The 12,517-nt window shown below is 40.9% G+C and carries 12 protein-coding genes; 4 read left to right on the plus strand and 8 right to left on the minus strand.

Annotated elements, in window-relative coordinates:
- On the plus strand, nt 1-112 hold a 112-nt coding region (locus BLQ57_RS21015; protein ID WP_139162831.1), incomplete at its 5' end, for a transposase.
- Between the two features lie 241 nt (nt 113-353).
- On the opposite strand, the gene BLQ57_RS19710 is transcribed toward BLQ57_RS21015, so the two are convergent.
- The 3 genes from BLQ57_RS19710 to BLQ57_RS19720 all read right to left on the minus strand — a co-directional run bounded on the left by BLQ57_RS19710 (nt 354) and on the right by BLQ57_RS19720 (nt 3,103).
- The gene (locus BLQ57_RS19710; protein WP_087941336.1) at nt 354-842 is read right to left on the minus strand and encodes a DUF4168 domain-containing protein; all 489 of its coding nucleotides are present in this window, start codon (nt 840-842) and stop codon (nt 354-356) included.
- A 188-nt stretch (nt 843-1,030) separates the two neighbouring features.
- A complete protein-coding gene (locus BLQ57_RS19715; RefSeq protein ID WP_087941334.1) occupies nt 1,031-2,266 on the minus strand; it encodes a cation:proton antiporter in 1,236 nt (411 codons plus the stop codon).
- A gap of 6 nt (nt 2,267-2,272) precedes the next feature.
- Nucleotides 2,273-3,103 carry a universal stress protein gene (locus BLQ57_RS19720; protein WP_087941333.1) on the minus strand — a complete coding sequence of 277 codons (831 nt, stop codon included), beginning with the start codon at nt 3,101-3,103 and terminating at the stop codon, nt 2,273-2,275.
- Nucleotides 3,104-3,313: 210 nt separating this feature from the next.
- Between BLQ57_RS19720 and BLQ57_RS19725 the strand changes: the two genes are divergently transcribed.
- The 3 genes from BLQ57_RS19725 to BLQ57_RS19735 all read left to right on the plus strand — a co-directional run bounded on the left by BLQ57_RS19725 (nt 3,314) and on the right by BLQ57_RS19735 (nt 8,245).
- Nucleotides 3,314-4,906: a M14 family metallopeptidase gene (locus tag BLQ57_RS19725; RefSeq protein ID WP_087941332.1), complete on the plus strand. Its 1,593-nt coding sequence runs from the start codon at nt 3,314-3,316 to the stop codon at nt 4,904-4,906.
- A gap of 12 nt (nt 4,907-4,918) precedes the next feature.
- A complete protein-coding gene (locus BLQ57_RS19730; protein ID WP_087941335.1) occupies nt 4,919-6,652 on the plus strand; it encodes a M14 family metallopeptidase in 1,734 nt (577 codons plus the stop codon).
- Between the two features lie 459 nt (nt 6,653-7,111).
- Nucleotides 7,112-8,245: an ATP-binding protein gene (locus tag BLQ57_RS19735; RefSeq protein ID WP_087941331.1), complete on the plus strand. Its 1,134-nt coding sequence runs from the start codon at nt 7,112-7,114 to the stop codon at nt 8,243-8,245.
- Here BLQ57_RS19735 and BLQ57_RS19740 read toward each other — a convergent pair.
- From BLQ57_RS19740 to BLQ57_RS21385, 5 genes are all read right to left on the minus strand, one after another.
- The gene (locus BLQ57_RS19740) at nt 8,197-8,454 is read right to left on the minus strand and encodes a cysteine peptidase family C39 domain-containing protein (RefSeq protein WP_240507884.1); all 258 of its coding nucleotides are present in this window, start codon (nt 8,452-8,454) and stop codon (nt 8,197-8,199) included. The two genes, BLQ57_RS19735 and BLQ57_RS19740, sit on opposite strands and share 49 nt — an antisense overlap.
- Before the next feature lie 3 nt (nt 8,455-8,457).
- The gene (locus tag BLQ57_RS19745) at nt 8,458-9,900 is read right to left on the minus strand and encodes a TlpA family protein disulfide reductase (protein WP_087941330.1); all 1,443 of its coding nucleotides are present in this window, start codon (nt 9,898-9,900) and stop codon (nt 8,458-8,460) included.
- A 451-nt stretch (nt 9,901-10,351) separates the two neighbouring features.
- Nucleotides 10,352-11,293, minus strand: a complete 942-nt coding sequence (locus BLQ57_RS21530) for a vitamin K epoxide reductase family protein (protein WP_240507883.1) — start codon at nt 11,291-11,293, stop codon at nt 10,352-10,354.
- A 15-nt stretch (nt 11,294-11,308) separates the two neighbouring features.
- On the minus strand, nt 11,309-11,923 hold the full coding sequence (locus tag BLQ57_RS21535) for a cysteine peptidase family C39 domain-containing protein (RefSeq protein WP_240507882.1): 615 nt from the start codon (nt 11,921-11,923) through the stop codon (nt 11,309-11,311).
- A 413-nt stretch (nt 11,924-12,336) separates the two neighbouring features.
- Nucleotides 12,337-12,517, minus strand: a 181-nt coding sequence (locus BLQ57_RS21385; protein ID WP_217639535.1) for a hypothetical protein, incomplete at its 5' end; no start/stop codon positions are given.

Below are 12,517 nucleotides of genomic sequence, written 5' to 3' on the forward strand. Positions count from 1 at the left end.
CCTCAAGTTCAACAAAGGCAGAGGCAGATTCATGCTCAGAGGTAAGGAAAAAGTAGCTATCGAAACTGGTCTGCTGGTCATCGCACACAACTTGGCCAAGATGGTCCGATGAGCCATTTTAAAGCCCGGTTTTTGTCCATTAAGCCGTGGAAATACTGCATAGTAACTCCTTTACCAAAAATCAACACCGAAACCCGAAGTTGAACAGAGGTCAAAAAAATAAAGGCCGAAAATCAGTAAATCGGCCTCTACGCTCTAAAAAAGGCTGCCTTAAACTTTTTAACCAGTTTTGAGACAGCCTCTTGAATTTTGGAGCTATTTAGCTCTTGAAATAAATTAGTGAAATCTAAAGCTTATTGATCCTCCTGTAGGAGTTTGTCCACTTTTTCCTTCACTTTAGGACTGCTGTTATACGCCATATAAATTGCTTCAAATTTTTCAGGGGCCATTTCGCTTTTCTGGATAATTTCCTGTACCTCCACCTGCATGTCTTGCTGAAGCTTCATGACTTCCTGCCCGATTTCATTAAATTTTGAAATCTCATCCAAGTCCTCAGTGACTTCTCGTAATGTTCCTGCCGATTGAGCCTGTGCTAATTCTTGGAAACGAGGCACTTCCATTCCTTTTTCCTGAATGGATTTGACCATGTCCTGCTGTACTTTTTCCTGTACGGGCATTATTTCTTTGTTGATTTTTACAAAGGTTTCAATTTCTGAATCAGAGAAATCGTCCTGAATAGGCGCCTGAGGTGGTGTCATTTGCTGTGCAAAAGCAGAAGCGGCTAAAAAAGCAAAGGAGAATACAAATACCGTTAAAGATTTAATTCTTGTCTTAAAATTCATTAGTAGATTTTTTTGATTTGAATAGACTAAAATTAAAAAAATCATAGTAGCCTACCCAGAAAAACAGCCCAAAAAGGGCCATTTTAACGGGGATTAACCAAGGTACCTTAGAATAATACCATGAATCTTAAAATTCTGAAATTCACCTCGTGCTATTGATAGCTGAAGAATTTTCGGAAGAGATTCCTCTAGATCTTCATTTTTCCAGCCCAACCCATCAAGGGTCCTGAAGCGATGGACGAAATCAGTGCTAAAATCACCAAACCAATAAAAAGGGAATCATCGACCAAGCCATATTCCAAAGCAATCAATCCCAAAATGATATCCATACTTCCTCTTGTGCTCAATCCAAATCCGGTCACGATAGAGACTTTTCTCCCCACACCTGCCAATCTCCCACCAAGATAAGCTCCATAATATTTGGTCAATAAGCCCACAATGACCACTACTCCTGTAACTCCGAAATCAAAACTTTCGATAAAATTAACCTTCAGACCAATAGAGACGAAAAATATAGGTGCAAAAATATTATTGATAAATTGATGTAGGATTTCTTTGGCTTTTTCTGTCAAAAACTCAGAATCTCCCAGAGCCACTCCAAAGATAAATGCGCCAAAAATGGCATGTATTCCGATGAATTCTGTAAAGGATGCCGCCAAAAAACAAGTAGCAAGAGAAAGAGACAACAAGCCCCCGGGCCAGGCCATTTTTTTATTGATCCAAGGAAGCGTACGGTTGATCAAGCCTTTGCCCACGGTCAGCATAATCAAGGTGAAAATTAGGGTCAAGGCAATCGTAGGCCATACCCCAAGTCCACCGGTACCCGAGTCAGAGAGCGACAATATTACCGAAAAAACGATCCAACCCAAGACATCGATAATCATAGCCGAGGCAATAATCAAGAGACCTGTCTGTGTTTTGAATAGGTTCAAATCCATCAGGACACGGGCCACCACGGCCAAGGCAGTGATCGAAATCGCCAAGCCGAAAAAGGTAGAAGCCACGACCCTATCGTTAATATTAACTCCCAAAAACTCAGGAAAGGCATAAGCCACGACAAAGCCGGCAATGATGGGTAAGGCCATCGAGGCTACAGCAATTTTTAATGCCTTTTTGCCTTGGTACCACACGACTTGAAGTTCCACTTCTATCCCTGCTATGAAAAGAAGAAGAACTACGGAAATCTGCACAAAACCATCCAAAGCCACATTGGTCATGTCGTTGGAGTGGAAAAGATACTGCTGAAAATCAGGCATAATCGAGCCCAGAATAGTCGGACCCAGGATGATTCCTGCGATAATTTCTCCTACTACGGCAGGTTGCTTGAGCTGACGGGCCACCTCTGCAAAAAGTCGGGCAGCAATCAACATAGTAGCAATCTGAAGCAGGAGATTAATGACCTCCTTATGGTTTAATGTTTCCATGGAGGATTATTTTTTTACTATGAGCAGATTGCAGGGCAGCGTACTGAGTAGCTCCTCCAAATCATGTGGGAAAATTCTATCAAAAAAGTTTAACTTCTTGTCATCACCTACGATCAAAAGGTCTGCATGCGTTTTTTCGCAATATCGAGCCAATTCTACCGCCCATCTTCCACCAGTCACTTTAATGTTGATTTTCAAGTCTCCCTTGTCAATGGTATCCAAAATTTGCTGCACATAGTCAATTTCATCCTGCACAAGCTGTCTTCGAGTATGTGCTATCTCCTGTTCAGAATCTTCGCTTGCAGTCCCCATCTGCAAACCATACATTTTGATTTCATTGAGCACGGACACATGATCTGCGGCGAGCATTTTGGAGAGTTGGACTCCCTGCCGGATTACCTCAGCGGTGATTTCCAACTGGGTACCATTGATCACTACATGCGAAAAAGAAGAGGTCTCCACATGAGGCTCTATCAAGGTCAAAACTGAACAGTTAGATTTTCGGATAATTTTTCTTCCGACCGAACCCATGTAATATTTGAAAAGGCCTTCTTTTTTCAATGCTCCTGCTACCAATAAATCAACTTGTTCTTCTTCACAGGCTTTCAAGATCATTTTGACAGGTTTACCCTCTTCCCATCGGGTTCGAATTTTGAGCTGATCACAACCTTGACTAGTGAGGATTTCATTTAATCGCCCCTCGAGTTCGGGAGTTTTAATTCCCACGTGGATTAGAACCAACTCGGCATCAAAAAGTTGGACAAGTCGCTTGGATTCGGCAATAAGAGCTTCAATTCGGGGAGAAAAGGCAATGGCTAAGCCTATTTTCTTATACATAATCATGGAAAGGATTCGCCTGAAATAAGCGAAATTTTTCTAAGTCTACAAATCTAAGCCTTGACTCCACTTATCCACGACAAGTCCCATTCACGCAGATTTTAGACATTCAGAAAACTAAAAAGCGATATTGTCATAGATTTTTAATAAAATTCAAGAATAATTCGATCATTTGGTGATCGTCAATCGGAATTTAAACTCAATAGATTTATGAAGAAAATCGTACTAAGCTGCTTGCTGGCTGGAAGTCTCGGCTTTTCCCTGCCTGCACTAGCACAGGGCGACTATCCTACGCTCAGTCAGCTCAATCAGCGGCTGCAGACTTTGGGGAATCAAGCCTCTGTCGAACTAAAATCTCTGACCAAAACAGCCGGAGGAAAAGACATTTGGGTGCTTAAAGTAGGTACAGGCAACCTGGATGAAAAGCCAGCTATCGCCGTAGTGGGTGGCGTAGAAGGGTTTCATGTACTCAGTGTGGAGCTTGCCACGCAGTTTGCAGAAAAACTAGTCAGTGAGCATGCAGAAAAACTGGAGAATACCACCTTTTATATTTTCCCCAATATGTCTCCTGATGCCTATGAGCAATACCATGCAGCTTTGAAATATGAGCGACGTGGCAATGCTACCGCTGTGGATCATGACCGAGACGGGACAGCCGGAGACAATGGCTACACCGACCTCAACGGCGACGGGTTCATCACTTGGATGCGGGTAGAGGATCCCATGGGAGATTATAAGCTATCCGAGGAAGATGGTAGAGTATTGGTCAAAGCTGACCGAAGCAAGGGAGAAGCCGGAAACTATCTGGTTTTCAAAGAAAGTAAAGATGAGGATCAAGACGGGAAGTTTGCCGAAGACCTCAAAGAAGGCATTGCATTTAACAAATCCATGACCTTCAAATTCCCAGTTTTTGAGCCATTGGCAGGGGATATCCCAGTTTCTCAAGTCGAATCCCGAGCGATGCTGGATTACCTTTTTGAGCAGTGGAATATTTTTGCCTTTGTGACCTTCTCACCAGCAAATAACCTTTCCAGCCCACTAAAATACAATGCACAAAACGCCCGAAAGCGGGTAGTCACTTCCATTTTACAAAAAGATGAAGCGATCAATGCCATGGTCTCTGGGATGTACAATGAAACCATTTCTCAAAAAGCCTATCAGCAGACCAATCAAGGAACTGACGGGGATTTCTTCCAATGGGCCTATTTCCACTTTGGACGCTTGAGTTTTGGAACACCGGGCTATTGGACGCCGGATTTCAAAGGCAAGGACAATCCCGAGGCGAACTATTTAGCTTGGGCAGATTCATTAGGTTGGAATGAGGTATTTGTACCGTGGACAGAAATCACGCATCCTGATTTCCCTGGTAAAAAAGTGGAAGTGGGTGGTATCAAGCCCTTTGTCATGGTCAATCCACCTTTCGAAAAAGTAGGGGAAATCGCCGAAGAGCACACCGAATTTATCCTCAAACTGGCTGAGATGCAGCCAAAACTGGAGATTCAAAACCTAGAAGTCGAATCCATTGGCAACGGGCTGACCCGTATTTCTCTGGATTTGTTTAATAATTCACCCTTGCCGACCCATTCAGAAATGGGTGAGCGGTCGAGGTGGCTTCGCAAAATCCGCATTGACCTGAATGCTCCTAATGACCGATTGATTTCAGGTGAAAAAATCCAGTTAGTTGATTCGATTGATGCATTTGGAAAAACCAGCCTTAGCTGGATCATCCGTGGAAAGGGTGACATTAGCATGAAAGCCGGAGCCTCGCATGTGGGATTCATCAACAAAACTTTCAACCTCTAAGCCATGAAAATTATGAAGACGAAGAATATCATCCTTGCATTGGCTTTGAGTGCAGCTAGCCTTGTAAGTACCCCGAGTAGTGCACAGCAAAAGTTTTTCAAAGCGGTGGGTTCGCCCCACATGCCCAAAGTAGAAGTGGCTTGGAATCGCTACTATACCTATGAAGGCCTTGTCGATGTGATGCAGAAAATTGCTAAAGCACATCCTAACTTGGCCAAGATCGAAACGATTGGAAAATCTTACGAGGGAAGAGACATCATGACCTTGACGATTACGGATTTTTCCACCGGAAAGGACACCGACAAGCCTGCCATGTGGATTGATGGAAATATCCACTCCAATGAAGTGCAGGGGGCGGAATTTGCGCTTTACTCAGCCTGGTATCTGACTGAGATGCATGCGGATACGGAGTTTATCCAAGAGCTCCTTAGGGACAAAACCTTTTACATCACGCCCACCATCAACCCTGATGCGCGGAATGATTTCTTTCTCAAGCCAAACAATGCCAACACCCCAAGATCCGGCGTCATGGTCCTGGACAATGACGGAGACGGGGAAGCGGGAGAAGATGAAATGGATGATCTGAATGGAGACGGTCACATCACGCTGATGATCCGAAAAAGCCCAACCGGCCGCTACATCAAAGATCCTTTGGATCCACGAAGATTGATGCCTGTAGGACCTGATCAAGTGGGAGAGTATGAAATGCTGGGTCAGGAAGGAACGGACCTCGATGGTGACGGTAGAATCAATGATGATGATGTTGGGTATTACGATCCTAACCGAGACTGGGGATGGAACTGGCAGCCTGACTACGTGCAGCGAGGAGCGCTGAGATATCCATTTACCCTATCTGAAAACCGTGCCGTAATGGAGTTTGTGATGAAGCATCCCAATATTGCCGGAGCGCAGAGTTACCATAACTACGGAGGGATGATTCTCCGTGGTCCTGGAGCTGAGGAAGATATCGGCACCTACAACCGTCAGGATATTCAAATCTACGACGCGATCGCCAAAAAAGGCGAAGAAATGATGCCTGGCTATCGCTATTTGACCGTTTACAAGGACTTGTATTCCGTTTTTGGTGGAGAGTTGGACTGGTTCTATGGCAATCGTGGGATCTTCACCTACTCCAATGAATTGATGGTTTCCTACCTTTATTTCCATCAAAATGCCGGTAGAGGCAATCAGGACGAGCAACTCAAAGTCGATCAATTGCTGACGTTTGGAGATGCTTTTGTGGATTGGGAAAGCTATGATCATCCCCAATTTGGCACAGTGGAAATCGGAGGCTTTAAGAAAACTTTTGGACGGGCTCATCCCGGCTTCTTGATGGAGCAGGATGCGCATCGGAATTCGGCCTTTACCATCTATCATGCCTATCATACGCCCAAGCTGTCTGTAATGGATGTAAGCGAAGAAGACCTTGGCGGCGGATTGAAAGCAATCACGGCTACCATTTTCAATGAGCGCATGATGCCTACCCACTCTTCCCAAGATCTGAAATACAATATTGAGCGGCCCGACTATGTGAGCATTGAGGGGGCAAAAGTTGTCGCTGGATTTGTGGTGGAAGATGAGGATTTCAAACGCTATCAGGAGCAAAAATTAAGACCTGAGCGCATCGCTGTGGCCAACATCCCCGGCATGAGTGCAGTAAAGATTCGATGGATCGTTTCTTCCGGATCAAACTACAGCATTACCGTCGATTCTGCCAAAGGCGGAAAAGCGAATTGGAGTAAATAAGAATTGAGATTAATTGATTTGAAATCCCCGAGTCGATTGATTCGGGGATTTTTTTTGAATTTTTCTTCATTAAAAGTTTTTGCACCCAAAAATGCCGTTTTTTAATATAATTATTTGCTTATTTACCCAATACCTAGAAAGATATTTCTAATTTTCAGTAAATATTTACTGGCGAAAATAAGATACTTGCTACTTTGAATGATGCCATCTCAGTCGTGTTACCGGCCTTTCATTAGCCATTTTCTTTCCCATTGTTTTCAGAAATTCCCTGATTTTATTTCAGAGAGAGAGCAGCTTGACAGCTGCCCTCCGATTTTTCAAATATCAACCATCGAGAAATTGAATCAAACTAATACAGAATCAGCTCGCCTTGATGTTTTCCAAGGTAAGCAGCTTTATATTCACTGAAAGTCATGCTTTTTAGTGAATATATTCACCAAAATAACTTACTTTTAGTGAATGAATAAAAATACCATTCGTAGAATACTTGATAAAAAGATTTCTGATAAGCTTTTCAAAGGCAAGACTATCGTCCTGATTGGAGCGCGGCAAGTCGGCAAAACGACACTGATTCGTGAGATATTGAAAGATCGAGGATTTTTGTTTCTGGATGGGGATGATCCTTTGGTTAGACAGCAATTAACTAATCCCAATACCAAGCAAATCGAAAACCTGCTTGGCAATGCCAAAATTGTCTTTATTGACGAAGCTCAACGAATCGAAAATATTGGTATTACGGCCAAGATTATTCACGATCAATTCAAAGATGTACAATTGATTCTGAGTGGTTCTTCTGCCTTTGAACTTCGAAACAATACCCATGAGCCCCTCACAGGCAGAAAGTTTGAATACTTTCTTTTTCCCATTTCGTATGAAGAATATGAGCAATCGGTAGGGTATTTGGATGCACTGCGGGATCTGGAAAATCGATTGATTTATGGTTTCTATCCGGAGGTCATCAATCACCCCGGAGAAGAGCGGGATATTCTGAATGAAATCACGCAGAGTTATCTATTTAAGGATATTCTTTCATTTGCCTCTATCAAAAAACCTGAGGTCTTGGAAAAAATCCTTCAAGCACTTGCCTTCCAAATCGGTTCAGAAGTTAGCTATAATGAATTGGCTCAGCTAACTGGAGTGGACAAAAACACAGTCTCAAGCTATATCCGACTATTGGAGCTCTCCTGCATCATTTATCCACTCCATTCCTTCAGCAGAAATCTTAGAAATGAAATAAAGACGACCCGGAAAATCTATTTTTACGACAATGGAATCCGAAATGCCCTGATCCAAAACTTCAATCCTTTTGAATTCAGAAATGATATCGGTGCCTTGTGGGAAAATTTTTTGATCACCGAGCGAATGAAGCGAAATCATTACCATTCGGCCTATGCAAATTCATTCTTTTGGCGAACAAAGCAACAGCAAGAAATTGATTACTTGGAGGAAGCAGGTGGGCGGATTTCAGCCTTTGAATTTAAATGGAACCCCAATTCCAAAATCAAGAAGCCATCTGTATTTCTAGAAGCTTACCCTGCTGACTATCAAATAATTTCCCAAGATAACTTTAGAGACTTTGTGGGAATGGTGTAAGAGTCAAGATAAATAATTGAATACTCATTCCTCAAGTCAATCGCATTACTAAGCTTCAATAAGCTACTTCCTTCCCGAGTCGTCTCCGATATTTCCCGGATTTCCTTGAGGGAGGTCAGCTTTCCATAGTGCTTTGCGATAATTCGCAGGCAAGTGGGGCCACAGTCTTTGGAGTCGGGTTGTTTGTAATGGGGGAATGTGGGTTTCAAAACTTAATCCTTAAGTAGTTCACTTAAAATCTCAAAAGCTTCTTTGGTTTCAGGACCGGGTGCATCTTCATGAATCAGCATTCCATTTTTATCAAAAATCATATATCTTGGAATAGCATTTATATTGTAATTAGAGATGAACTCTGAACTTTTGGAGTTTTTGATAAAAAAGTTGTTTTCTATAATCTGATTCTTCTGGGCACTATTTCTCCACATATCTTCCTTATCATTCAATGCCAAATAGACAAACACAATCTCCTTACTTGCTAATTTTTCTTTCAAATCTTTGGAATACGGCATTGCTCGCAAACATGGGGCGCACCAACTAGCCCAAAAGTCTAAATAAATTATTTTTCCTTTCCATTGCTTCTTTTTTTCTTCCCAATTAGATACGTTGGATTCATAATCAATTAATGCAAGATCAGGTGATGTCTCAACTCCATATTCTATTTCATTTAAAATATTTTCTAAAGGAGAAAAATCACCATACTCTTCCTTGTATTTATTTAAAAAATTTAATATAGTCTTTCTATTGTATTTTTTTTCTACCATAGAAGATATCAATCTAAACTTAAAGTATCTAGAAATTACTTCTGGATATTCTTTAAATTCTCTATTATATACCTCAGGTAAGGTGATGTCATTGTTGAAATGGAATTTTCTCAAATAATAAATTCCATATATGTCAGATAAGTATCTGTTTTTGAAATACTCAAGGGTAAAAAGTTTTTTATAAAATTTCTCTGTTTCTAATTTGTTATTTACGATGCTTAGCACATTAATCGTACGAAGAATTTGGTCTTTCTGGATTAATTGATTATATGCTTTATTTAATTGATTATCATTCCTATTTATGGAATCTATTAATATCGAATAAGATTCATCAATCTGTTTAAGGTGTTCTGGAAGTTTCAAATCCCATTCGTCGCTATTTTTTATATTGGGAAGAAATGAATTTAAATTGGCTATCTTTTCTTCTATTAGGAAAAAGCTTTCCAAGGAATCTAATTTCAAAAATAGTTTAGACTTTGGTATAATGTGAGAATAATCCCATTTTATGGGAATTAGCTTACCATTCTCTACTCGATTTATATGTAATTTATTTTTTATACTATTAATATTTAAAGTGTCTCCAGTTTGGACTAAAAATGATTGTGGGTTAAATTCATCTGTTGGTGTGATATTAATTAATTGAACGCTCTCATTTAGTTTGAAAAATAATGTGTCTGGACTATAGATAGTATCAGAAACCACTTCTCCTTTCAAAAGCTCTTCCAATGTTAGCTCCTTGTAAATAATATATGGATAGGTTTTATCTAAACTATTTATAATCGTAATCCTATTTGGGTTTTCATTTTTCAGATTTTCGTTATTTTGAAAAGGCTTATCTTTGGATTCAGTACAAGCCATTAATAGAATCAAAAAGAAGTTTATCCTTAATTTCATTAGATATAATTAGTTTTTCAAGAGTAAGTTTTGGTTTCGCTTCAGAATTCAAAGCGAAACCAAATGTCCTTATTTAGCAGCTTGCGCAACAGTAACCCGATGCATATGTTCCATTACTATATTGCGTAGTCATAAAATAATCCCCTCTCGCCCTTTCCAATGAAAAGCCACACGATCTTCCCAGATATGCACCACTGCCTGATTGACGTAAATGAATACAACAAGGTCCGCTTGATCCATAACCCCCAGTAATCTTCTTCATCTGACTTCTTTCCAAAATTTCATTGGTGCTGAGCCGGAGCATTTCTAGACTTAACTTTTTCATAGTTTACGATTTAAATGGTTAATAATTAATTTTGAATTGGTAAGATAATCTCCGACCATTTGAGTCACCGGAGACTGTGACTATTCATCGCGATTGAATATTTTTTTTCTGCATCAGCAGCTTATTTTAGTTTAAGACATATTTCAAATCCTCCACCGCATAGGTGGATGGCAATTCATAGCCATTGATGAAAATCGTAGGCGTATGGCTAATCTGCTCCTTGTCTGCCCAGTCCAGCATAGCCTTGATGTTGGATTCCTGCCTTGCCAGTTCTCCATTGAGTGGATACTTTGCCGCAAAGGCTTCATAATCTTTCTTTTCCTGACCATACCACTCATCCAAGGCTTGGCGAGTTTTTTCTAAATCTCCTTGAGAAGCAATCCCCAAAAGGTGGCGAATAGTCTTAAGTCTGACCTCATCTCCTCCTCCGGGTACAAATACGATCTGTAAATCAATATTCCCGGCTTCATAGAGCTGCTCCAAAAGCGGATGCGTTCGTGCACAGGGACCGCAGTAAGGGTTGCAGACTTTTAGGACATGGTATTTAGGATTTGCCCCTTTCAGGAATATCCCTAATCCTTCGGGATTGGAAGTAATTCGTCTTGAGTTATTTAGCAAGTAATCGAAATGTTCTTTGTTGGATAGAACCTTGGCCAACTTGCTTTTGGTAGCATATAGATCGTTTTGAGCATTCAGGTAGGGTTTTAGAGTGACCCAGGCTAGTACTGAAACCAAAAAAACGAATGAAAACAGCCCCAAATCTCCAAATGAAGGCCAAACTAAGTCAGGCAGTAGAAATTGGCTGACCGCCAATTCCACCACTAAAATCCCGGAAATCCAAAGACAAAGTCGGCACCATTTTTTCAGTTTGACCCCTTGATAGTACAGTGAAAATGGGATAATAGCCAAACTGAAATAACTGAGCAAACCTAATACCGTAAGAGCGGAAGCAGAAAATGAACTGAAAAGAAGGAGAGACGTCCCGGCGAAAAAATAGGCAAAGGACAAATTCCCTAAGCTAATGAGTCCTGCTATCGAAAAGGAGTCAATGACTGAATTACAATCCACACTTTCCCCTCCACTTCAAAATTGAGTAATTGCAGCGTTATTTTTATCCACTTCTGACCAGAGCAAAATAGTTGAAATGCCCAAGCCAGCAAGCTTTAAAATCAATAGAGCAATCACCCCAAAAGAATAAGAGGTGTTGTAATCCAACCCTATCAAATCTCCAATGATCCAAGCTAAACCAACTGCACCAGTAAGAATTACTAAAGACTGATAGATCAATTGCTCCTTTCGTCGCTTGGTATATCCCGGTTCTCCTGAGTGTTCCTCTTTTTCCACCACAAGCGTTACCCCAGTCCAATGCTTCACAAACTCTTTTCTACTTACCTTGACCAGTTTTCCTTTTTCATCCAAATATTCCACCCAATCTTCAGTGACTTGAGTCAAGCAAGTGAAATAAGGATAGGGATTTTTGCTGATCTGAACCACACAGGGCAGGGGAAGTTGATCCAATTTTTCCTCATCGAGCTGTAGCGCAAGGCTTTCTACTTTGTATTCGGCCAAGGTATCGGATATAGCCAGTAAGGAATCCGGCTCAGGATGAGTGAGCAATTTTTCCTTCAAATAGTACATGCTATAAGGCAGTTTGATCTGATCAAATAGCTTCTTTACGCAGAAAAGACTGTTTTCCATAATTTAAAAACTAAAAAAATCTAAATTTTCTTTGACTTTAAATTCTTAGTGCTAATTTGGAGTGTCTTTAGGTAAATACCTAGTAAGGTATTTCTAATTTTTAGTAACTTTTTACTTGTTTGAAAATGGAATTGGGATCACGGTTGAAAAAAGCACGGGAAGCAAAAAAGCTTTCGCAGCAGGAAGTTGCTCAACTCTTGGGAGTGTTTCAGAAAACCCCAATGGGGCCTAATATCTTTCTGTCTAATAATAACTGGATTCTGGGATTACAAATCCCTTAACATAATTGGATCGAATTACAATTTAGATCCAGAGGGGGATCGTTTTTAATTACCAAATCGCTTCTCCGAAGCTCAGTTTGCCGAAAGGAGCCTTATCTCTTCAATCAAAACGCCTCTCTGAGGCTCATTTTTTTAAAGCCAACTCAGGAGGGCCAGCGGCCCGATATGACTGTAGTTCAGAGGATCAATGGAGTTAATCAGAGCCCCAGCGGGGCGATTTGATTTAAATATTTTTAGCACAAATAGGCTTAAAATCAGTCTCTTATCCCCGCCACTACGCCTCAAAAAGCTGCTTCCTTCCCGAGTCGTCTCC

It is taken from the genome of Algoriphagus faecimaris (assembly GCF_900101705.1).
Taxonomy (GTDB): Bacteria; Bacteroidota; Bacteroidia; order Cytophagales; family Cyclobacteriaceae; genus Algoriphagus; species Algoriphagus faecimaris.